Here is a 21,695-nt window from a genome sequence, read left to right on the forward strand (position 1 = left end):
AATCGACCGCCGCGTTAGATTGATCCCGTGCTCTCTCGCCTCACGCGCCCCCAGGCCGTCGCCGTCTGCGCCCTGCCCGTCGTGGTCCTGGTCGCCACGGCCCTCTTCGCGCCGCTGCCGTTCTCCCTGGCGCAGCCCGGGATGACGGCGAACGTCCTCGGCAAGAACGAGGGCGCGGCGGTGATCACGATCTCCGGGGCCAGGACCCGTACGACGAGCGGGCAGCTGAGGATGACGACCATCGAGGCGACCGGGCCCGACACGCGTGTCTCGCTCGGCGACATCGTCGACAGCTGGTTCCGCACCGACCAGGCGGTCATGCCCCATGACGCGGTCTACCCGAGCGGGCAGAGCGTCAAGGAGATCGAGGAGCACAACACCGCCCAGATGAAGGAGTCCCAGGACGCGGCGACCGAGGCGGCCCTCGGCTACCTCAAGCTCAGCGCCGACAAGGTCAAGGTCACGCTGAAGCTCGCGGACGTCGGGGGGCCGAGCGCGGGGCTGCTGTTCACCCTGGGGATCATCGACAAGCTCGACGGTGACGGCGCCGGGGGCGATCTCACGGGCGGCCGCACCATCGCCGGGACCGGCACGATCGACGCGGACGGCACGGTGGGCGCGGTGGGCGGCGTGGCACTGAAGACGCAGGCCGCGAAGCGGGACGGGGCGACGGTGTTCCTGGTCCCTGAGGACGAGTGCGCCGACGCGAAGGCGGAGCTGCCGAAGGGCCTGCGGCTGATCCCGGTGACGTCCCTGAAGGGGGCGGTCGGCGCGCTGACCGCGCTGGAGTCGGGCAAGGGGTCCGTCCCCGCCTGCTAGGGCGCGAAGGCCGGCCTGGGGGAGGCCAGCCGGAGGCCGACCTCCACGAGGGTCCAGCCGAGCCGGGTCCTGATGGCGTACGGCCGCTCGGCCCGCGCGGCCAGGCGGTGGGCGTCGGCCTCGGCGCGGAGGTCGGCGGCCCGCAGGTGGTGCAGGGCGAGGTGGGTCTCGGGGTGCATGGCGGGGCCCTTCAGCTGGTTTCGATGGGGAACAGGTGCGTGTGGACGCGTACTTGCTCCGCGCCGGGGTCCTCGTCGGTGACCTGGTCGCGGTAGTCGTTGATCAGGGCGTGCATCTTGCCGATGAGCTCGGTGGCCAGCTCGGGGGTGAGCCGGACTGTCATGTCGCTCATGTCGGAACCGCGGGTCCACTCGGCGGGCCAGTGGTCCCGGGTGCTGAGCCAGCCGGACAGCTCGCGGGAGTGGGTGGCGGCGATCTCCTGCAGGTAGATCTCGGCCATCCCGCGCACTTCGGGTCCTGCGCCCTCGAATTCGGTGGTGTCGAAGGTCAGCCCCTGGTCCACGGCCTTCCACCAGCGCTCCCGTCCCTTCCCGTGCTCCGGGGCGTCGGCGATGAAGCCGTGCTCGGCGAGCTGGCGCAGGTGGTAGCTGGTGGCTCCGCTGGACTCGCCCAGCCGCTCGGCGAGCATCGACGCGGTGGCGGGTCCGCGCCGGCGCAGTGCGTTGAGCAGTTCCATCCGCAGGGGATGGGCCAGCCCTCGCAGTGAACGGGCGTCGAGTTTCCGTGTCTTCGGCTCTTCCGGCATGCGTACAAAGATATCTATGCAAAGGCTTCTTTGCAACAGGTTCTTTGTAACCCGGTCCGACGGAGACGGCTCCTCAGTGCACGAACCCCTCCGCCTTCATCCAGTCCAGCGCCACCTGGTGCGGATCCTCCCCGGCCACGTCCACCCTCGCGTTGAGGTCCCGCGCCACCGTGTTGTCCAGCCTCTTCGTGACCGGATCCAGTACCTCCGCGATGGCCGGCCACCGCTTCAGGGCCTTGGAGTTGATCACGGGAGCGGCGTTGTAGTTGGGGAAGAACTTCCGGTCGTCCCGCATCACCACCAGGTTCATGGACTTGATGCGCCCGTCGGTCGTGAAGACCTCTCCGTACCGGCAACTGCCCTTCGCCACCTGGGTGTAGATGATCCCGGTGTCCATCTGGGTGAGGTTCTTCGCCGGGACGCTCATCCCGTACGCCTTCTCCATGCCCGGCAGTCCGTCGGCGCGGTTGGCGAACTCGCTCTCCACGCACAGCGTCACCGCACCGGGATCCTTCTTGGCCAGCGCGGCCACGTCGGAGAGCGTCCTCGTGCGGTACTTCCGGAAGCCCGCCTGGTTCATGGCGAGGGCGTAGGTGTTGTTCAGGGGCGCCTTCGGCAGCCAGGTCAGGCCGTTGTCCAGGTCGGCCTTCCGCACCGCCGCCCACTGTCGCTGCGGGTCGGTGATCGGTTCGCTGTGGCCCTGGTAGGTGATCCACGCCGTGCCCGTGTACTCGTACATCCCGTCCGCGTCACCGGACTTGACCGCCTCCCGGGCGCCGACCGATCCCTGGATCCCCGTGCGGTCGAGCACGTCCGCGCCGGCCGCCTCGAAGGCGATGCCCATGATCGCGCCGAGGATCAGCTGCTCGGTGAACTCCTTCGACGTGACCGTCAGATCCGCGCCCTTGAGCGGCTCACCCCGGCCGATCGACCCCGGCTTCACGTCGTCGGCCATCGGGGAGCCGCTGGTCAGCCCGCATCCGGCCAGCACCACCAGGCAGCCGCCCAGCACCAGGAAGATCCGCCTCACACCGTCACCTCCACCCCTCGCGCCCGTGGAGGTCTCCGGCCGCACCGCCGGCGGGAGCGGGGGCCGGTGCCGGGAGTGCTCGTCTCCTGTGTCCGGCTCATGTGTCCGTCTCCAAGCCCCTTGGCCTGAGCAGCAGTTCGGCCAGTGAGGCCAGCCAGTCGACCAGGAGGGCGAGGGTCACCGTGAGGATGGAGCCGAGCATCAGGACGGGCATCCGCTGGTTGGTGATGCCGGTCGTGATCAGCACGCCGAGGCCGCCCCCTCCGCCGAAGGTCGCCAGGGTCGCCGTGCCCACGTTGAGGACCAGGGCCGTACGGACGCCCGCGAGGATCAGCGGGACGGCCAGCGGGAGTTCGACGCGGGACAGGACGTCCAAGGGCGACATGCCGATGCCGCGGGCCGCCTCGAGCAGGGTCGGGTCGTTCGCCTTCAGGCCCGCGATGGTGTTCGACAGGACCGGCAGGACGGCGTAGGCGACGATGCCGATCAGGGCCGCCTTCGTGCCGGTGCCCAGCCAGATCACCAGCAGGGCCAGCAGGCCGATCGCCGGGGTCGCCTGGCCCATGTTGGCGACCGTCATCGCCAGCGGGCTGACCTTCCGGAAGGCGCGGCGGGTCAGCACGATCCCCAGCGGGATCGCGATGATCAGCACGAAGAACGTCGAGATCACCGTCAGCTGCACGTGCTGCCACAGGGCCTTGGACACCTGCCCGTCCGACAGCGCGTTCTCGGTGAGCGGATCCAGGTCGGCCTGCTCGAACCACAGCCAGGTCGCGAACAGGAGGGCGAGGAGGAACGCGGGCACGAAGGTCAGCTTCTGCCAGCTCACGCGGCTTCCGGGCGCGGCCGGTGGGGGAGGAGCGGCCGTCTCCTCCAGCTCCGGGGCAGTGGACGCCGTCACGCCGTCCGCCCCCCTCCGACGGCGCCCTCCTGCTCGGCGTGCGTCCGGTCGGCCCGGATCTCCTCCAGCTCGTGCTGGTGCTCCATGGCCTCCAGCCGGTCGGCCTCCAGGAGCTCGTGCACGGAGTTCATGAGCGTCTCCATGTCGACGACCCCCGTGTACTCCCCGTGCCGCCCGGTCACCGCGACCCGCCCCGCGTTGTCGGTCAGCACGGCCTCCAGCGCGTCCCGCAGGGTCGCGTCCCGGGTCACCGTGTCGCTCACCGGCGTCCCGGCCCTGGCCAGCGACCCCTTGGCGCGCATCATGTCGCCGCGCCTGAGCCACTTGTAGGGCCGTCCGCGCCCGTCGAGCAGCAGGACCTCGTGCGTCCCGCTGCTCCGGAGCTTGTTGAAGATCTCCTGGAGCGGGTCGTCGAACGTCACCGTCGGACAGCCGGTGATCTCCACATCCCGTACCCGGGTGAGGCTCAGCCGCTTCAGCGCCGCCCCCGCGCCGACGAACCCGGACACGAAGTCGTCGGCCGGGTTGGTCAGGATCGCCTCCGGGGTGTCGAACTGGGCGATGTGGGAGCGTTCGCGCAGCACGGCGATCCGGTCGCCCAGCTTGATCGCCTCGTCGAAGTCATGGGTGACGAAGACGATCGTCTTGTGCAACTCGCGCTGGAGCCGGATCAGCTCGTCCTGGAGGTGGTCACGGGTGATCGGGTCGACCGCGCCGAACGGCTCGTCCATCAGCAGGACGGGCGGATCGGCCGCGAGGGCCCTCGCCACCCCCACCCGCTGCTGCTGGCCGCCGGACAGCTGACGCGGATAGCGCCCGTGGAACTCGCCGGGGTCGAGCCCGACGAGGTCGAGCAGTTCCTCCACCCGGTCGCCGATCCGGCCCTTCCCCCAGCCGATCATCCTCGGCACGAGCGCGATGTTCTGCGCCACCGTCATGTGCGGGAAGAGCCCGGCCGACTGGATGGCGTAGCCCACCTTGCGGCGCAGCCTGACCGGATCGATGTCCGTCACGTCCTCACCGTTGATCCGGATGCGGCCGCCGGTCGGCTCGATCAGCCTGTTGATCATCTTGAGCGTGGTCGACTTACCGCATCCGGACGGACCCACGAAGATGACGGTCTCGCCCGCCTTGATCTCCATGCTGACGCTGTCCACGGCGGGTTCCGCAGCGCCGGGATATCGCTTGGTCAGGTGCTCCAGTTCGATGGACGCACCTGAGGTGCCGGACGTCTCAGCCACGGATCCCCCTCGGAATGGTCAGCCGTCCGATCAGGACGTACGCGGCGTCGAACAGCAGGGCGAGGACGACGATCCCGAGCGTGCCGGCGAGCACCTGGTTGAGCGCGTTCTTGCTGCCCAGGGAGGCGATGCCGCGGAAGATCTCGTTGCCGAGGCCGGGCCCGGAGGCGTAGGCGGCGATCGCGGCGATGCCCATCAGCATCTGTGTCGAGACCCGGATCCCGGTCAGGATCGGCGGCCAGGCGAGCGGCAGCTCGACCCGCACCAGGCGCGTGACCCAGGACATGCCGATGCCCGTGGCCGCGTCCACCAGCGCCGGGTCGACCCCGCGCAGCCCGACGATCGCGTTGCGGACGATCGGCAGCAGCCCGTACAGCGTCAGGGCGATCACGGTGGGCGGCACCCCGAGCCCCACGCCCGGGATGAGCAGACCGATCATGGCGAGCGAGGGAATGGTCAGGAGCGTCGAGGTGGTCGTCGTGGCGAGGTTGCCCGCCCACTCGCTGCGATAGGTCACGACCCCGATCAGCACCCCGATCACCGTCGCCACGACCATGCACTGGAAGACGGCGCTCGCGTGCTGGTAGGCGTCCGCGAGCAGCTGCTGGTGGCGGCTGCCGAGGTACTCCCAGAAGGTCACGCGCGTCACCTCGCTCGCTGGTGCCGGATGGACAGCCGTGGCCGGGGGTCCGGGGGCGTCCCCCGGGAATCGCTGTCCTCCGCTCACCTCAGTGGCTCGGTCACTCCCGAAGGGCCGGGTCCTCCGCCGCCTGCTCCACCAGCGGGATGATCCGCAGCGGAACGGGGTTCTCCATGACGATCGCGGTGGCGGCCCGGACGATCCCATCGAAACCGACAACCCGGTCGATCACACGCTGGAGATCGGCGTTGGAGCGGGCCACCAGCCGGCACAGCATGTCCCCGCTGCCCGTGGTGGTGTGCAGCTCCAGCACCTCCGGCACGGTGGCCAAGTGCGCCCGGACGTCGGCCCCTTGCCCCTGCCGGATCTGGAGCGTGGCGAACGCGGTCACCGGGTAGCCGAGCGCCGCCGGATCGACCTGCGGACCGAATCCCCGGATGACTCCGTTCGACTGAAGCCGGTCCAGCCGCGCCTGCACGGTCCCCCGGGCCACCCCCAGCCGCCGGGACATCTCCAGCACCCCGATCCGCGGCTCGCGCGCGAGGAGCACGATGATCCGCCCGTCCAGTGCGTCGATCCCCACAGCGGCCTCCCGGAGAGATGGTCATCATGTACAGAAAGGCCGCCGATCCGGCCGTATCGCTGAACATGTTGTCCAGTGGATACGCAAACTATTGCGCACCTTGCAGAGCGGAGCCAGGCTTCGTACATGACGCAGACCACTCACCACACTCCCGACACCGCCCGGCAGGCCGACCCCTTCCCGGTCAAGGGAATGGACGCGGTCGTCTTCGCCGTCGGCAACGCCAAGCAGGCGGCGCACTACTACTCGACCGCGTTCGGCATGCGGCTCGTGGCCTACTCCGGACCGGAGAACGGCAGCCGCGAGACCGCGAGCTATGTGCTGGAGAACGGCTCCGCCCGTTTCGTGTTCACCTCGGTCATCAAGCCCGCCACCCCCTGGGGCCACTTCCTGGCGCAGCACGTGGCCGAGCACGGCGACGGCGTGATCGACCTCGCCATCGAGGTCCCGGACGCCCGCCGCGCCTACGCCTACGCCCTTGAGCACGGCGCCCGCTCGGTGGCCGAGCCGTACGAGCTGAAGGACGAGCACGGCACGGTCGTCCTCGCCGCGATCGCCACCTACGGCGAGACCCGCCACACCCTGGTCGAGCGCACCGGCTACGACGGCCCGTACCTGCCCGGCTTCGCCGCGGTCGCCCCGATCGTCGAGCCGCCCGCCCACCGCACCTTCCAGGCCGTCGACCACTGCGTCGGCAACGTCGAGCTCGGCCGGATGAACGAGTGGGTCGGCTTCTACAACAAGGTCATGGGCTTCACGAACATGAAGGAGTTCGTGGGCGACGACATCGCCACCGAGTACAGCGCGCTGATGTCGAAGGTCGTGGCCGACGGCACGCTCAAGGTGAAGTTCCCGATCAACGAGCCCGCCATCGCCAAGAAGAAGTCCCAGATCGACGAGTACCTGGAGTTCTACGGCGGCGCCGGCGTCCAGCACATCGCGCTGAACACCAACGACATCGTGCAGACCGTACGGACCATGCGCGCGGCCGGGGTCCAGTTCCTCGACACCCCGGACTCCTACTACGACACCCTCGGCGAGTGGGTCGGCGACACCCGGGTCCCGGTCGACACGCTCCGGGAGCTGAAGATCCTCGCCGACCGCGACGAGGACGGCTACCTCCTGCAGATCTTCACCAAGCCGGTCCAGGACAAGCCGACCGTGTTCTTCGAACTCATCGAACGGCACGGCTCCATGGGCTTCGGGAAGGGCAACTTCAAGGCCCTGTTCGAGGCCATCGAGCGGGAGCAGGAGAAGCGGGGCAACCTCTAGCCCCCGGTGACCGAGGGGGGACCGGGCCCGGGACACCGCGCCACGGAACGGTCCTCCCGCCCGCGCCTTCCGGGGCGTCCCCGTGTCCGCTTCTTCGACCGCGCCGGCCTCAGGCCTCGTAGGCTGGCCGCATGGCCAGGATCAACGACGTGGGCGGCACGCAGGGATTCGGCGCGATCGACACCACCGACGACACCGAGCCCTTCCACGCGGACTGGGAGGCACGTGTCGTCGGCCTCTTCAACACCCTGCGCGCGCAAGGCCTCTTCAACACGAACGAGTTCCGGGACGCGATCGAGTCGATGCCACCGGCGGAGTACCTGGCGGCGTCGTACTACGAGCGCTGGTTCACCGCGATCTGCGCCCTGCTCGAACGCAAGGGCGTGCTCGGGCCGGGTGAGCTCGATGACTGACGCGGCCACCGACCGCTTCCCGCCCGGCACCCGGGTCCGCACCTACCGCCACGACCCGCCGCACCACACTCGCCTGCCGCGGTACGCGCGCGGCAAGCGGGGCGTGGTCGTCGAGCCGGAAGGCCCCGGGGAACTGGCCGACGTCAGCGCGCGGGGCCGCGGGGACGCGCCCGTCGAGCAGATCTACGCGGTCCGCTTCGAGGCCCGCGACCTGTGGGGCGAGGGCGACCACCACGTCGTACTGGACCTGTGGGAGAGCTACCTGGAGGAGGATTCCGACGATGAGCGGTGACCACCACACCGACGCGACGATCGCCCGGCGGGTACGGCGACTGGAGACCCTCCTGGAGGAGAAGGGGCTGATCACCGGCGAGCGGCTGGACGAGGCGATCGACGCGTTCCTCGCGGAGTCCTCGCCGGCGAACGGCGCCCGGGTCGTGGCCCGCGCCTGGACCGACGACGCCTACCGGGCCCGGCTGCTCGCGGACGGCACGGCCGCCGTGCAGGAGCTCGGGTACATGGACGGCTCGTACCAGCGCCTGCGGGTCGTGGAGAACACCGAGTCCGTCCACAACGTCATCGTCTGCACCCTGTGCTCCTGCTACCCGCTGCGGCTGCTCGGCCCGTCCCCCAGCTGGTACAAGTCCGAGGCCTACCGCTCCCGCGTGGTCCGCGAACCACGCGAGGTGCTGCGGGAGTTCGGGCTCTCGCTGCCCGCCTCCGTGGACATCACGGTGTGGGACTCCAGCGCGGAGACCCGCTACATGGTGCTGCCCCGCCGACCGGACGGCACGGAAGCGCTCGACGAGGAGGGACTGGCGGGGCTGGTGACGAGGAACGCCCTCATCGGTACGGCCGCGGTGTGACGGGCTTCGCGTCCGTCATCGGTCCGCCCTCGTCGTCCGCCCCGCTCGCGTCCGGCCCGCTCTCGTCCGCCCCGTTCTCCTCCGGCAGGCCCGTGTCCGGCACGTCCCCCAGCGCCGCCAACGCCTCCCGCGCCTCCCGCACCCGCGTCGGCGAGAACCAGGGGTTGATCCGCAGGGCCTCCTGAAGATGGCGGCGCGCGGGGGCGGACTGCTCCGACGCCCACTCGATCATGCCCAGGTGATACGCGTACAGCGCGCTGCGCACCCCGCCCCCGTGCACCTGGTCCGTCGCGATCCGGGCGTACCGCAGCGCCTCCCGGTCCTGGCCGGACCGGTGCAGCGCCCACCCCAGCGCGTCGGCCACCGCGATCCCCGGCTGCCGCAGCCACTCGGCCCGCAACCGCCGTACCGCGGACGACGGGTCGCCGTGGTCCGCCTCGTACTGCCCGAGGACCAGCTCCTCGTCCGCCCCGCCCGCCGCGGCGCGTTCCACCGCCGCCCGCAGCAGGTCGTACTGCACCCGGGCGGCCTGCCCCAGGCCCAGCGACTCGTACAACTCGCCCAGCTCCAGGGCGTACTGCGGCAGCGGCTGCTTCGCCAGGGCCGTCCGGTAGGCGTTCAGGGCCTCCGCCGTGCGGCCCAGCGCGGCGAGGGCCCGGCCCTGACCGGCCTGCGCCGCCCGCTGGTCGGGGTCGATCCGGACCGCCTCCTGGAAGTGCCGCAGCGCGTCCTCGCGGTCACCGCGCTCCCAGGCGAGCTGCCCGGCCCGCTCCAGATACGCGGCCCGCTCGGCCGGGGCCCGCGCGCCCGCCGCCGCGTCGGCGAGCTGGGCCGCCGCGTCCTCGCGCCAGCCCCGGTCCCGGTACACGGCCGCCGCCCGGGCCATCACCGAGGGCCCCGACCGCAGCTCCGTCAGCCGCTCCAGCGCCCCACGGGCCGCCTTGTAGTCGCCGAGCCCCGTGTACGCGTCGATCAGCGCCGGATACGTCGTCGACCGTCTCGGCTCCAGCTGCCGCGCCTCCTCGCCCCAGGTCCGCGCGGTCCGGAAGTCCCGGCGCGCGTTCGCGAGGGCGGCCAGACCGCCGAGGGCCTCCGCGCTCCTGCGCACCTTCAGGGACGTCCGCAGGCTGTTCTCGGCCTTCGTGTAGAACGTCGTGTCGGCGGTCCGCCGCCCCTGTTCGACGTAGGCCGTCCCGAGCAGCGCCCACGACCCGGCGTCCTCGGGATGCCGGCGCAGATGGCCCTCCCGCTCACCGATCAGGGCCGCCAGGTCGGGCAGCGCGGCCGGTACCCCGGCGGCGACCGCCGTCAGCGCCTGGGCGCCGGGGGCCGGGGCGGGCGCACGGGGCGCCGTCCGCTCCGCGGGCAGCAGCATCAGCGCCGTGCCGAGCACCGCGCAGCCCGCGACCGCGGCGATCACCAGGCGCCCCCGCAGCCGGGCCCGCCGCTCCTGCCGCGGCTGCGCGGGCCGGTCCTCCGTGGCTCGGTTCTCCATGGCGCTCACTGTGCGTCAGTACGACGACCGCACCGCGGCATACGGCGGTTGCCGCAGGTGGGGTTCACACCGATGGCCCCCGGTGCGACGCTGTGATCATGAGCCGTATCGAAGCCCGTCGCGACGAAGACACCGCGGTCACCGGCAACCTGGTGGACCGCCTGCTCACCGGTCTGCCCGCCGACGCCGTGCTCACCGACCCGGACGTCACGGTCTCCTACGCCAACGACATGGCGAGCTTCTGCCCGGCCGGCACCCCCGCCGTGGTCGTCCTGCCGCGCACGGTCGAACAGGTCCAGCACGTCATGCGCATCGCCACCGAGCTGCGCGTCCCGGTGGTCCCCCAGGGCGCCCGCACGGGCCTGTCGGGCGCGGCCAACGCCTCCGACGGCTGCATCGTGCTGTCCCTGACGAGGATGGACCGGATCCTGGAGATCAACCCGGTCGACCGAATCGCCGTCGTCGAACCCGGCGTCGTCAACGCGACCCTGTCCCGCGCGGTGAACGAACTCGGCCTCTACTACCCGCCGGACCCCTCCAGCTGGGAGATGTGCACGATCGGCGGCAACATCGGCACCGCGTCCGGCGGACTGTGCTGCGTCAAGTACGGGGTCACGGCCGAGTACGTCCTCGGACTGGAGGTCGTCCTCGCCGACGGGCGGCTCATGTCCACCGGCCGCCGCACCGCGAAGGGGGTCGCCGGATACGACCTGACCCGCCTCTTCGTCGGCTCCGAGGGCTCGCTCGGCATCGTCGTGCAGGCGGTCCTGGGCCTTCGTCCGAAGCCGCCCGAGCAGCTGGTGCTGGCCGCCGAGTTCGCCTCCGGGGCCGCCGCCTGCGACGCGGTGTGCAAGATCATGGAGGGCGGGCACGTGCCGTCCCTCCTCGAACTGATGGACCGTACGACCGTCAAGGCCGTCAACGACCTGGCGCACATGGGACTGCCGGAGACCACCGAGGCCCTGCTCCTCGCGGCCTTCGACACCACGGACCCGGCCGCCGACCTCGCCGCCCTCGGCGCGCTGTGCGAGGCGGCCGGTGCCACCCAGGTCGTCCCGGCCGACGACGCCGCCGAGTCCGAACTGCTCCTCCAGGCGCGCCGGTTGTCGCTCACCGCGCTCGAAGCGGTCAAGGGCACCACGATGATCGACGACGTGTGCGTGCCCCGCTCCCGGCTCGGTGAACTGCTCGAAGGGACCGAGCGGATCGCCGAGAAGCACGGGCTCACCATCGGTGTCGTCGCCCACGCGGGTGACGGCAACACCCACCCCACGGTCTGCTTCGACGCCGCCGACCCCGACGAGTCCCGGCGGGCCCGCGAGTCCTTCGAGGAGATCATGGCGCTCGGCCTGGAGCTCGGCGGCACGATCACCGGGGAGCACGGGGTGGGCGTACTGAAGAAGGAGTGGCTGGCGCGCGAGATCGGCCCGGTGGGGGTGGAGATGCAGCGCGCGGTGAAGGGGGTCTTCGACCCGCTGGGGATCCTGAACCCGGGCAAGCTGTTCTGAGGCCTGGCGGTACGGCTCACTCCCCGTCCTTGGACTCGTCGCCCGGCCACGGGTCGCACAGCCACAGTTCGTCGTGACAGCCCGGAGTGGGGGCCAGCAGCTCGGCGAGACCGTCGTCGATACCGAGCTGCTCCGCCTCGGAGCCCGGGGGGACCGCCCTCAGGGTGCGCTCCAGCCAGGCCGAGACCTGCGCGGCCGGGGCCTCCAGGAGGGCGTCGCCGTCGGGGGAGCTCAGTGCCATCAGCACCACACCGCGCCCCGCGACCTTCGTCGGCCACACCCGCACGTCCCCGTGCCCGCACGGGCGGAACACCCCCTCCACGAGGAGTTCGCGGGCGAAGGTCCAGTGGACGGGGTGGTCCGAGCCGATGTGGAAGGTGATGTGGACGGCGAAGGGGTCGTCGCTGCGGTAGCCCAGCCGGGCCGGGACCGGGATGCTGCGCTCGGGCGACAGGATGAGTTGGAGCTCCAGTTCGCGCTCTACCACCGTGTGGTGCATGTCGTTCGTTCCTCTCTCGGCTCGTCCGGGTCCCGCGGTGGGCCCGTACGAGTGGAGAGGGGGCAGGGGGCGGGATCATTACGCGGGTTCGGCGGACTTTTTTCCGGGCGCACCGCGGCAGGCGCCACGGCCGGTGTCGAGGCCGGTATCACGGCCGGTGCCGGGTCGTGCTCAAAAGGGGTGGGTCCGGTGGGACTTGCGGTGGGTCTTGCGCCGGTCTGATAGATGTGGAGCCCCCTCTATTGACCCCCGAGCAGATACGGGACGACGGACATGAGCGCCCCAACCCCGGCACCCGGTGACGACAGGCCCCGCGAGGGCTACTACCCGGACCCGTCCATTCCTGGATATGTCCGTTACTGGAACGGTGCCTCCTGGGTGCCGGGCACCAGCCGTCCCGCCCCGGCGGCCGGCGAACCGCTCGCGTCGCCGTCCGGCGCGGGCTCCGACGCGGCCCCGTCGCCGGTGGAGGAGACGGGCCCGCACTTCTTCGACGAGGACCCGGCCGAGGAACCCCCGCACCCCGACACCCAGCACGGCAGCCGTCCCGAACCCGCGTCCGCGTGGGCCGCCGACCGGGCCCACCAGGCGGGTTTCGGCGGCGACCAGGACCGCCGGGTGTCGTGGGGGTCCCCGCAGTCGGCCGCGCAGGCTCAGCAGGGGGCGCCTCAGGGGGTTCCCCACCAAGGGGCTCAGCAGGGGCCGCAGGGAGCTCAGCACGGCGTACCGCGCACTCCGCAGGGCGCCGACCCGAGGGTGCCGGGACCGGGGCGGTCCGCCGAGGCGCCGGTCCAGCCGGACGGGCACGCGGCGCGTACCGACGGCACCGCGACGATCCCGCCCGCCGAGCCGGACGAGGACGGCGGCACGCGGGTCTTCCGCAGGCCCACGGCCGGGTCCCAGGGGGCGGGGGCGGCCCAGCAGTCCGACGACGGCACCATGAAGTTCCGCGCGCTCTCCCCGCGCACGGCGCAGCAGGGCCCGGGGCCCGGGGCGCAGAACGGAAGCACGCCCGGACCCGCGTATTCCGGTCCCACCGCCCAGGGCGGCCCGCCGGCCGGCCCGCAGTCCTCCGCGGCGGCCCCCGAGGCCCCGGGCTTCGGTGCCGGCAAGGCGGCCGCCGAGCGCGCCGCGGCGGCCGGTGCCGCGGACCCGCAGGGTCCCGCCTCCGCGGCTGCCGCGGCCCTCTCCGGCTCCCAGCAGTCCGGCGCCGCCCCCGGCCCGCAGACGGCCCCTCCGGGCGTGCCGCAGCAAGGCCTGCCGCACCAGGGCGTCCCCCAGCAGGCCGCCGGGGCCCAGGCCGCCACTCCCATGAGCGCGGGTCCCGGCGGCGGTCAGCCGTCCTGGGCCCAGCAGGTGCACCGGCTCGCCGGGCCCGACGAGGAGCAGCCCGCCCCCTGGAAGCCACCGGTCGAGGACATCTTCCAGGCGGCCGCCCGCCGCCAGGCCTCCGCCAGACCCGCGGCTCTCGGCAAGCGGCTGGCCGCCCGGCTCCTCGACACCCTCGTCGTCGGCGCCGTGACGGCCGTCGCCGCCGTCCCCCTCGGCACCAGGGCGGCCGACCACATCTCCGAGAAGGTCGACGCGGCCAAGCTCTCCGGCGAGACCGTCACGGTCTGGCTGCTGGACGGCACCACGTCGGTGTACCTCGCGATCGTGGTCGCCGTCCTCCTCGTCGCCGGTGTCCTGTACGAGGCGCTGCCCACCGCCAAGTGGGGCCGCACCCTCGGCAAGAAGCTGTTCGGCCTGGAGGTGCGGGACATCGAGGGCCACGAGCCCCCGGCGTTCGGCGCGGCCCTGCGCCGCTGGCTGGTCTACAGCGTCCCCGGCCTGCTCGGCATCGGCCTCGTGGGCGTCGCCTGGTGCCTGTTCGACCGGCCGTGGCGCCAGTGCTGGCACGACAAGGCGGCGCATACGTTCGTGGCGGGCTGAGCGGATCCCGCGAACGGCGTACGGGATTCGGTACCCCGGACGGCCGCTCGCCGGATGCGGAGCCGGGGGGTTCGCGGTCGACTCGGGCCATGAGCAGTGAACCGCCTCCCGGCTCCGGCCAGCAGCCGCCGGATGACGACCCGTTCAGGAAACAGCCCCCGCCGGCCGAGGGCTCGGGATCGCCGTACAGCGCACCGCCCCCGCCTCCCGGGGGCGCCCCAGGCGGCGACCCGTACGGCGGCGGCTCCTACCCCGCCGACCCGCTGGCCGGCATGCCGCCGCTCGCGCCCAGCGGGCGGCGCACGCTCGCCCGCATCATCGACATGATCCTCGTGGGCATCGTCGTCTGGCTGATCACCTGGGGCTTCGGGGTGAGCGAGTACGACGTGAACGGCGACGACGTGCAGTACGGCAAGTCGCTCGCGCAGTCGCTCCTCGCCGCGGTGCTCTACATCGCCTACGACACCGTCCTGATCAGCCGGTCCGGGCAGACGCTCGGCAAGAGGTGGCTCGGCATGCGGGTGGCGAACCTCGACAACGGCTCCACGCCCTCCGTGCAGACCACGCTGACCCGCTCGGCGGTGCTGTGGATCCCCTTCGCGTTCTGCTGCGCCTGCATCTGGACCGCCATCGCGGGCGGCTGGAGCTACTTCGACAAGCCCTACAAGCAGGGCCTGCACGACAAGGCGGCGAAGACCGTGGTGGTCACCACAGGCTGACCCGCCCCCTCCCGCGCCCCTCACGAGCGCCGGGTCGTCGGCCCGCGAGGGCGCACGGGGCCGGCGCTTCGGTCTGCCTGGGGGAGACGTCCCCAGCGGTCGCGGTGGTGGGGCGGCGGGCCGTCGGCTTGTGAGGGGGAGCGTGGCCGGTGCTCAGGTCTGCCTGGGTGGATGCGGGTGGTCCGGAGTCCCGGTGCGGCAGGTCTTGCTGTGGCACGCCTGGAGGGGCCGTTTGCGGGCCGGGGGCGTCGGCGGGCTGTGAGGGGGAGCGGGGTCGGTGCTCGGGTCTGCCTGGGTGGATGCGGTGGTCCGGAGTCCCGGTGCGGCAGGTCTTGCTGTGGCACGCCTGGAGGGGCCGTTTGCGGGCCGGGGGCGTCGGCGGGCTGTGAGGGGAGCGCGGTTGGCGCTCGGGTCTGCCTGGGGGTGCGGAGGCAATCCAGAGATCGTGGTCGTCTGGCGGTGAGCCGGCGGGTTGTGGGGGAGAGCGCGGTCGGTGACCCGGGCTGCCTGGGTGGGTGCGGAGGTGGTCCGGAGCCTGGGCCTGGTGATCGCGAAGGTGGTCCGGAGCCTGGGCGGGGTGATCGCGAAGGTGGTCCGGAGCCTGGGCGGGGTGATCGCGGGCGTGCCGTGGCGGGCTGTGAGGGGGAGTGCGGTCGGTGCCCCGCGGTCCGGTCGGGTGGACGCGGGGATGCCTCGCAGAGCCCAGCGGCCTGTGGGTGGACGCGGGCGGTGCTCCGGTCCGGGCTGATGGACCCGGAGGGCCCGCTGGGCGGCCTGTGCTGGTGTTCCGGGCACGGCGGCGTGGGCGATGCGCGCGCGAGCTGTTCCTGCCCACTGCGGGCCGTCCCGCCGTACGGGGCAGTGGCTGGCTCCGGGCGCCCGTGACGGCGCACAGGCCGAGGGATCGGGCGGTACCGGAGCGCGGCCAACGCGGTGTCGTGGCAGCGTGCTTGGGGCGCGGAGCCGTCGGCGGGAGCGAGCGCGAACGTGGCCGGTGCCTCGGTGGACCCTGAGGAGCCGGCCAGGTGAACGCAGTGCTCAGGCTGCGGTCTTGGAGCGGGTGGCCGCGGCGGGTACGGGCTCCTCCGCCGCGCGTTCGACGGGCCTGTTCACCGCGACGACGCGGGACTTCGGCTGCGGCACCGTCATGGCGACCAGCAGGCCGAGGGCGAGCGCCGAGACCGCGATGACCGCGGTCCCCACGGCCGAACTCGTCTGTGACAGCAGCAGCATGGCGAGCGTCGAGAAGATGACGGTGATCGAACCGTAGGCGATCTGTGCGGCGGTCGGACGAGGCATGGCAATCGTGTCCTCGGAATCGGGGGTCCACGGGGGGTGTCGGCCTGGCTTTCCGCCGACATCCGGGCGTTCCGCCAATCGACTCTAATCGCCTGTGTGCCCGACTGGAACGAACAGTAAGCGTGACCTAACCAACAGTGCCGGAGCACAGGGGGCGCACGGAGTCATGACGTCCATCAAGTGGACGGTCGCGCGCGCCCGTCGTGTTGCAGGCACGTGTCCGCAATGCGAACACCGGCTCCCAATAATGCACTTGTCGGGTCCAAGTCAAGGTCTGTCTTTTCTCCTCAAACTTTAGTCAAATACGGCTCACTTGCCTGATAGGGGAGAGGTACAAGTGACTGACAGATCCTGGACGTTCAGGACGGCAGCGACGGTCGTGGCGATAGCCGCGGCCTCGGCCACGTTCTCCACGTTCGCCGTGGCGCAGGCCGCGGACAGCTCCGCCGGGACCTCCGCGGTCGACCGGCAGGACCCGCAGCCGGCGAAGGCCAGGGAGCACGACTTCGACGGCCCGCTGACCAAGACCCGGGAGGCGCAGCGCAAGGAGGCGCTCGACCAGGTCATATCCGGGGACGCGGCGGTCAAGAACCGCAACGGCTCCCAGGTGGTCGAGCTCAAGAGCCGCAAGGGCGACAGCAAGTACGTCGAACTCGGCCGTGAGAAGACCGACAAGATCTTCACGATCCTGGTCGAGTTCGGCGACAAGGTCGACCCGCGCTACGGCGGCACCGCCGGCCCGCTGCACAACCAGATAGCCAAGCCGGACCGTGCCAAGGACAACAGCACGGCCTGGCAGGCGGACTACAACCAGACGCACTTCCGCGACCTGTACTTCGGCACCGGCAAGAAGACCGAGTCGCTGAAGAAGTACTACGAGAAGCAGTCCTCGGGCCGCTACTCGGTCGAGGGCGAGGTCACCGACTGGGTCAAGGTCCCCTACAACGAGGCCCGTTACGGCTCCAACAAGTGCGACCCCGACAACTGCGCCTGGTACGCGGTCCAGGACGGCGTCAACGCCTGGGTCGCCCAGCGTGAGGCCGCCGGTGACACGGCCGCCGAGATCAGGACGGAACTGGCCGAGTTCGACCAGTGGGACCGCTACGACTTCGACGGCGACGGCAACTTCAACGAGCCCGACGGCTACATCGACCACTTCCAGATCGTGCACGCCGGCGAGGACGAGTCCGCGGGCGGCGGCGCCCAGGGCGAGGACGCGATCTGGGCGCACCGCTGGTACGCCTTCGGCACCGACGCCGGCTCCACCGGTCCGGACACCAACAAGCTCGGCGGCACCCAGATCGGCGACACCGGCATCTGGGTCGGCGACTACACCATCCAGCCGGAGAACGGCGGCCTGGGCGTCTTCGCCCACGAGTACGGCCACGACCTCGGCCTGCCCGACGAGTACGACACCTCCGGCGGCGGCGAGAACTCCACCGGCTTCTGGACGCTGATGTCCTCCGGCTCCTGGCTCGGCACCGGCAAGGACTCCATCGGTGACCTGCCCGGCGACATGAACGCCTGGGACAAGCTCCAACTGGGCTGGCTCGACTACGACACGGCCACGGCCGGCAAGCGCTCCAGCCACAAGCTGGGCGTCGCGGAGTACAACACCAAGAACCCGCAGGCGCTCGTGGTCCAGCTGCCGAAGAAGACGGTCACCACCTCGGTGGTCACCCCGGCGCAGGGCGCGACCCAGTGGTGGAGCGGCAGCGGCAACGACCTGCGCAACACCCTGACCCGCGCGGTCGACCTGACCGGCAAGTCCTCGGCGGCGCTGACCCTCGACGCCTGGTGGGACACCGAGAAGGACTACGACTACGTCTACGCGGAGGTCTCCACCGACGGCGCCAACTGGACGCCGATCGACGGCACTCTGGCCGACGGCACCGCGATCCCGCGTGACGGCAGCGGCAAGCCCACCCTCACCGGCACGGTCGAGGCGTACCAGAAGCTGACCTTCCCGCTGAACGCCTACGCGGGCCAGAAGATCCAGCTGCGCTTCCGCTACCAGACCGACGGCGGGGTCGCCCAGAAGGGCTTCACGGCCGACGAGATCACGGTGACCGCCGACGGCGCGACCCTGTTCTCCGACAACGCCGAGACGGCGGACGCCGCCTGGACCGCGAACGGCTTCTCGCGCATCGGCTCCTCGATCACGGACGAGTACGCGCAGTACTACCTCGCCGAGAACCGCCAATACGTGTCGTACGACAAGGTGTTGAAGGTCGGCCCGTACAACTACGGCTTCTCGAAGACCCGTCCGGACTGGGTGGAGCACTACGCCTACCAGAACGGCCTGTTGATCTGGAAGTGGGACACCTCCCAGGCGGACGACAACACCAGCCAGCACCCGGGCGAGGGTCTGATCCTCCCGATCGACTCCCACCCGACCGCGCTGAAGTGGTCCGACGGCACGCTGATGCGCAACCGCATCCAGGCCTACGACTCCACCTTCAGCTGGTACCCGACGGACTCGATCACGCTGCACAACGCCGACGTCGCGACGAAGATCAAGTCCAAGCCGGGCGTCCCGGTCTTCGACGACGGCACGTCGAGCTACTACGACGCGACGAACCCGCTCGCCGGTGTCAAGATCACTGACACCGACACCCGGATCAAGATCGTCAAGGAGCCCCTGGACGGCTCGACGATCTCGCTCCAGGTTGGACCTTCGGCCAAGAAGAAGTAAAACTGCAGGTCAGAAGCGTATCGGCGGCAACCCCTGGCGGGTTGCCGCCGATCGTGTTTAGGTGCGTCCTGTGGCTTCCTTATTGACACCGACGCTCACGGGGGTGTGACCGCATGGCCGCAGGAGGTTTCTGCAAGCTGCCGAACGGCAGGGTGGTGGTGGCGCTGAACCTGCCGCGCCCGCCCGCCGACGGATACGGCAGCGTGCGGGTGCTGGTCCACGCCCACAACCGGGCGCGCGCCCTGACCAGGCTGCGCAACCTGGGTCTGCGGGCCGTGTACCTGCGCGGCAACGGCGCGCCCCCGACCCCCGACGAGATCACCGCCGTGCTCCACCATCCGGACGGACTGATATGGCGTACCGCCCCTGACAACGCTGTCGTGGGCGGTCCCGAGCTGGCTCAGGAGCTGTGGCATCCGATCAGGTCACTGCTGCGGAGGCCGGCGGCACCGGCCTGAGGCCGGGGGCCTGTCCCTAGACGACCGGCTTCCCGGACAGCTCCACGCCCGCCTGGCGCAACTCCTCGATCGCCCGCTCGGTCGTCGCCTCGGCGACCCCGGCGGTGAGGTCGAGGAGGACCTGGGTACGGAAGCCCTCCCGGGCCGCGTCCAGCGCGGTGGCCCGTACGCAGTGGTCCGTGGCGATCCCGACCACGTCCACCTCCGTCACCTCCCGCGCCCGCAGCCAGTCGCCCAGGGTCACGCCATTCTCGTCGGCGCCCTCGAACCCGCTGTACGCCGCCGCGTACGCCCCCTTGTCGAAGACCGCGTCGATCGCCCCGGAGGCGACGGCCGGCGCGAAGTTCGGGTGGAAGCCGACCCCCTCGGTCCCGGCGACACAGTGCGCGGGCCAGGAGTGCACGTAGTCGGGGTTGTCGGCGAAGTGGCCGCCGGGGGCGATGTGGTGGTCGCGGGTGGCCACCACGTGCTGGTAGCCGGAGCCCGCCGCCTGCCCGATCAGCTCGGTGACGGCGGCGGCCACATCGGCGCCTCCGGCCACCGCGAGGCTGCCTCCCTCGCAGAAGTCGTTCTGCACGTCGACGACGATCAAGGCGCGGCGCATGGTGGGTGTCCTTCGACTAAGAGTGAACTTACGAGCCTAGAGACTTCGGGGACCGGGCGGGAGGGGGCATTGCGGGGCGCGTTCGGGACGACAGCCGCGGCGCCCGTCCGGCGGATCACGCCGGCGTCGCGCGGGCCGGTGCGCCGAGCTGCGGCGTTGTCGTCGGTTGCCGGATCCGCCGTGCTCGAACGACCTCGTGCGGGAGCCGGCCCGATCGGCCGGACAGACCCTAGCTACCCGTGCGCCCGTTGACATACTCCGTCGGAATGACCGGCTCCCCGCGCGAGAGCTGCGTCGCCGACAGCGGCAGGTTGGCCCGGGCGGCGGCATGCCGGTCCCGTACGACGTCCAGCGGCTCGCGGGCGACGACCTCGCCGCCCTTGACCAGCTCGACCAGCAGCTGCCGGTCCGTGAGCCCCGCCGGGACCGGCCCGGTGCCCACCACCTCGGCCTCCGCGACACCCTCCGCGTCCAGCCGCCGGGCCGCCCACTTGCGGCCGCCGATCGAGGTCTTGCCCCCGGACGACTTCTTCGCCACCGGGATCAGCGGGGCCTTCGGATCGTCGGACTCGGCGCGCGCGACCAGCTTGTAGACCATCGACGCGGTCGGATGCCCGGACCCGGTCACCAGCTGGGTGCCGACGCCGTACGCGTCCACCGGGGCCGCCGCCAGCGAGGCGATGGCGTACTCGTCCAGGTCGGAGGTGACGATGATCCGCGTCCCCTCGGCGCCCAGCTCGTCCAGCTGCTGCCGCACCCGGTGGGCGACGAGGAGCAGGTCGCCGGAGTCGATGCGCACGGCCCCGAGCTCCGGCCCGGCGACCTCGACGGCCGTGCGGACGGCCTCGGTGACGTCGTAGGTGTCCACCAGCAGGGTCGTGTTGCGTCCCAGCGAGTCCACCTGGGCCTGGAAGGCGTCCCGCTCCTGGTCGTGCAGGAGGGTGAAGGCGTGGGCGGAGGTGCCCACCGTGGGGATGCCGTAGCGGAAGCCGGCCGCGAGGTCGGAGGTGGTGGCGAAGCCGCCGACGTAGGCGGCGCGGGCCGCGGCGACCGCGGACAGCTCGTGGGTGCGGCGGGCACCCATCTCGATCAGCGGCCGGTCACCCGCGGCCGAGGACATCCGGGAGGCGGCCGCGGCTATCGCGGAGTCGTGGTTGAGGATCGACAGGATCACGGTCTCCAGGAGCACGCACTCGGCGAAGGAGCCCTCCACCCGCATGATCGGCGAGCCCGGGAAGTAGACCTCGCCCTCCGGGTAGCCCCAGATGTCACCGCCGAAGCGGTAGGCGCCGAGCCAGTCCAAAGTCTCCTCGTCGACGATGGAGCGCTCGCGCAGGAAGCCCAGGACGTCCCCGTCGAAGCGGAAGTTCTCCACCGCGTCCAGGACCCGGCCGGTGCCCGCGACGACGCCGTAGCGCCGTCCTTCCGGCAGCCGCCGGGTGAAGACCTCGAACACGCTGCGCCGTTCGGCGGTACCCGCCTTCAGGGCGGCCTGCAGCATGGTCAGCTCGTACTGGTCCGTGAAGAGTGCCGTCGAGGGAACGTCCACCGGCAGCCCAAGGTCCGCTGTGTTCATAACAACGGATGCTACCCCACTTCGCGTCAGTGTGACGATTTGTGGGGTGCGTGGCAGCATGGGCCGTGTGACGTCACCCGCTCCCGTAGAGATCGAACGCACCGAGTCGGCGGAGGAGGTCTTCGCCGTACCCGAGCCGGACGTCCCCTGGGTCACGATCGTCCACAACGACCCGGTCAACCTCATGAGCTACGTGACCTACGTCTTCCAGACGTACTTCGGGTACTCGAAGGACAAGGCCACCAAGCTGATGCTCGACGTCCACCACAAGGGCCGGGCGGTCGTCTCCAGCGGATCCCGCGAGGAGATGGAACGCGACGTGCAGGCCATGCACGGCTACGGCCTGTGGGCCACCCTCCAGCAGGACCGGAAATGACCC

Annotated in this window: 23 protein-coding genes; 11 read left to right on the top strand and 12 right to left on the bottom strand. The window is 71.3% G+C overall.

What is annotated here, in order from left to right:
- Nucleotides 1-27 precede the first annotated feature (27 nt).
- Nucleotides 28-819, top strand: a complete 792-nt coding sequence (locus AQI94_RS00425) for a S16 family serine protease (RefSeq protein WP_031041610.1) — start codon at nucleotides 28-30, stop codon at nucleotides 817-819.
- On the opposite strand, the gene AQI94_RS00430 is transcribed toward AQI94_RS00425, so the two are convergent.
- The 7 genes from AQI94_RS00430 to AQI94_RS00460 all read right to left on the bottom strand — a co-directional run bounded on the left by AQI94_RS00430 (nucleotide 816) and on the right by AQI94_RS00460 (nucleotide 5,980).
- Entirely contained in the window at nucleotides 816-998 is a 183-nt protein-coding gene (locus AQI94_RS00430) for a hypothetical protein (RefSeq protein ID WP_031041608.1), read from the bottom strand. The genes AQI94_RS00425 and AQI94_RS00430 overlap by 4 nt on opposite strands.
- An 11-nt stretch (nucleotides 999-1,009) precedes the next feature.
- A complete protein-coding gene (locus AQI94_RS00435) occupies nucleotides 1,010-1,585 on the bottom strand; it encodes an ArsR/SmtB family transcription factor (protein ID WP_031041606.1) in 576 nt (191 codons plus the stop codon).
- 73 nt (nucleotides 1,586-1,658) lie between these two features.
- Nucleotides 1,659-2,615: a glycine betaine ABC transporter substrate-binding protein gene (locus tag AQI94_RS00440; RefSeq protein WP_031041603.1), complete on the bottom strand. Its 957-nt coding sequence runs from the start codon at nucleotides 2,613-2,615 to the stop codon at nucleotides 1,659-1,661.
- Between the two features lie 97 nt (nucleotides 2,616-2,712).
- Nucleotides 2,713-3,516, bottom strand: a complete 804-nt coding sequence (locus AQI94_RS00445; protein ID WP_031041601.1) for an ABC transporter permease — start codon at nucleotides 3,514-3,516, stop codon at nucleotides 2,713-2,715.
- Complete coding sequence (locus AQI94_RS00450; protein WP_062229521.1) at nucleotides 3,513-4,757, bottom strand: betaine/proline/choline family ABC transporter ATP-binding protein; 1,245 nt, start codon at nucleotides 4,755-4,757, stop codon at nucleotides 3,513-3,515. The genes AQI94_RS00445 and AQI94_RS00450 overlap by 4 nt, the downstream gene beginning before the upstream one ends.
- On the bottom strand, nucleotides 4,750-5,397 hold the full coding sequence (locus AQI94_RS00455; protein WP_031041598.1) for an ABC transporter permease: 648 nt from the start codon (nucleotides 5,395-5,397) through the stop codon (nucleotides 4,750-4,752). Before AQI94_RS00455 ends, AQI94_RS00450 begins: the two co-directional genes overlap by 8 nt.
- Before the next feature lie 100 nt (nucleotides 5,398-5,497).
- A complete protein-coding gene (locus AQI94_RS00460) occupies nucleotides 5,498-5,980 on the bottom strand; it encodes an Lrp/AsnC family transcriptional regulator (protein ID WP_031041595.1) in 483 nt (160 codons plus the stop codon).
- 126 nt (nucleotides 5,981-6,106) lie between these two features.
- Here AQI94_RS00460 and hppD point away from each other — a divergent pair, with 126 nt between their 5' ends.
- From hppD to nthA, 4 genes are all read left to right on the top strand, one after another.
- The gene (hppD, locus tag AQI94_RS00465) at nucleotides 6,107-7,252 is read left to right on the top strand and encodes a 4-hydroxyphenylpyruvate dioxygenase (protein ID WP_031041592.1); all 1,146 of its coding nucleotides are present in this window, start codon (nucleotides 6,107-6,109) and stop codon (nucleotides 7,250-7,252) included.
- Between the two features lie 131 nt (nucleotides 7,253-7,383).
- Nucleotides 7,384-7,665, top strand: coding sequence for an SH3-like domain-containing protein (locus AQI94_RS46505; RefSeq protein ID WP_031041589.1), 282 nt, complete (start codon nucleotides 7,384-7,386; stop codon nucleotides 7,663-7,665).
- Nucleotides 7,658-7,957, top strand: coding sequence for an SH3-like domain-containing protein (locus AQI94_RS46510; protein WP_031041585.1), 300 nt, complete (start codon nucleotides 7,658-7,660; stop codon nucleotides 7,955-7,957). Before AQI94_RS46505 ends, AQI94_RS46510 begins: the two co-directional genes overlap by 8 nt.
- Complete coding sequence (nthA, locus tag AQI94_RS00480; protein ID WP_031041583.1) at nucleotides 7,947-8,531, top strand: nitrile hydratase subunit alpha; 585 nt, start codon at nucleotides 7,947-7,949, stop codon at nucleotides 8,529-8,531. Before AQI94_RS46510 ends, nthA begins: the two co-directional genes overlap by 11 nt.
- Here the strand turns inward: nthA and AQI94_RS00485 are convergent.
- Nucleotides 8,509-10,026: a tetratricopeptide repeat protein gene (locus AQI94_RS00485; RefSeq protein WP_062229522.1), complete on the bottom strand. Its 1,518-nt coding sequence runs from the start codon at nucleotides 10,024-10,026 to the stop codon at nucleotides 8,509-8,511. The genes nthA and AQI94_RS00485 overlap by 23 nt on opposite strands.
- A gap of 92 nt (nucleotides 10,027-10,118) precedes the next feature.
- On the opposite strand from AQI94_RS00485, the gene AQI94_RS00490 reads away from it, so the two are divergent.
- Nucleotides 10,119-11,534 carry an FAD-binding oxidoreductase gene (locus AQI94_RS00490; RefSeq protein WP_031053306.1) on the top strand — a complete coding sequence of 472 codons (1,416 nt, stop codon included), beginning with the start codon at nucleotides 10,119-10,121 and terminating at the stop codon, nucleotides 11,532-11,534.
- A gap of 16 nt (nucleotides 11,535-11,550) precedes the next feature.
- Here the strand turns inward: AQI94_RS00490 and AQI94_RS00495 are convergent, their stop codons facing one another.
- On the bottom strand, nucleotides 11,551-12,033 hold the full coding sequence (locus AQI94_RS00495) for an SsgA family sporulation/cell division regulator (RefSeq protein ID WP_031053310.1): 483 nt from the start codon (nucleotides 12,031-12,033) through the stop codon (nucleotides 11,551-11,553).
- Between the two features lie 273 nt (nucleotides 12,034-12,306).
- Between AQI94_RS00495 and AQI94_RS00500 the strand changes: the two genes are divergently transcribed.
- Together AQI94_RS00500 and AQI94_RS00505 are read left to right on the top strand one after the other, a co-directional pair.
- Nucleotides 12,307-13,965 carry an RDD family protein gene (locus tag AQI94_RS00500; RefSeq protein WP_079062522.1) on the top strand — a complete coding sequence of 553 codons (1,659 nt, stop codon included), beginning with the start codon at nucleotides 12,307-12,309 and terminating at the stop codon, nucleotides 13,963-13,965.
- Nucleotides 13,966-14,054: 89 nt separating this feature from the next.
- Complete coding sequence (locus tag AQI94_RS00505; protein WP_031054003.1) at nucleotides 14,055-14,684, top strand: RDD family protein; 630 nt, start codon at nucleotides 14,055-14,057, stop codon at nucleotides 14,682-14,684.
- A 1,038-nt stretch (nucleotides 14,685-15,722) separates the two neighbouring features.
- Here the strand turns inward: AQI94_RS00505 and AQI94_RS00510 are convergent.
- A complete protein-coding gene (locus tag AQI94_RS00510; RefSeq protein ID WP_031056711.1) occupies nucleotides 15,723-15,983 on the bottom strand; it encodes a hypothetical protein in 261 nt (86 codons plus the stop codon).
- A gap of 337 nt (nucleotides 15,984-16,320) precedes the next feature.
- Between AQI94_RS00510 and AQI94_RS00515 the strand changes: the two genes are divergently transcribed.
- A complete protein-coding gene (locus AQI94_RS00515) occupies nucleotides 16,321-18,678 on the top strand; it encodes an immune inhibitor A domain-containing protein (RefSeq protein WP_031056714.1) in 2,358 nt (785 codons plus the stop codon).
- 113 nt (nucleotides 18,679-18,791) lie between these two features.
- The gene (locus AQI94_RS00520; RefSeq protein WP_031056716.1) at nucleotides 18,792-19,136 is read left to right on the top strand and encodes a hypothetical protein; all 345 of its coding nucleotides are present in this window, start codon (nucleotides 18,792-18,794) and stop codon (nucleotides 19,134-19,136) included.
- 16 nt (nucleotides 19,137-19,152) lie between these two features.
- On the opposite strand, the gene AQI94_RS00525 is transcribed toward AQI94_RS00520, so the two are convergent.
- Nucleotides 19,153-19,740 carry an isochorismatase family protein gene (locus AQI94_RS00525; protein WP_031056719.1) on the bottom strand — a complete coding sequence of 196 codons (588 nt, stop codon included), beginning with the start codon at nucleotides 19,738-19,740 and terminating at the stop codon, nucleotides 19,153-19,155.
- A gap of 229 nt (nucleotides 19,741-19,969) precedes the next feature.
- Nucleotides 19,970-21,316, bottom strand: coding sequence for a nicotinate phosphoribosyltransferase (locus AQI94_RS00530; protein WP_031056721.1), 1,347 nt, complete (start codon nucleotides 21,314-21,316; stop codon nucleotides 19,970-19,972).
- Nucleotides 21,317-21,374: 58 nt separating this feature from the next.
- On the opposite strand from AQI94_RS00530, the gene clpS reads away from it, so the two are divergent.
- Nucleotides 21,375-21,692, top strand: coding sequence for an ATP-dependent Clp protease adapter ClpS (gene clpS, locus AQI94_RS00535; RefSeq protein ID WP_007382360.1), 318 nt, complete (start codon nucleotides 21,375-21,377; stop codon nucleotides 21,690-21,692).
- The last annotated feature ends 3 nt before the right edge of the window (nucleotides 21,693-21,695 follow it).

It is taken from the genome of Streptomyces pseudovenezuelae (assembly GCF_001513955.1).
Lineage (GTDB): Bacteria > Actinomycetota > Actinomycetes > Streptomycetales > Streptomycetaceae > Streptomyces > Streptomyces pseudovenezuelae.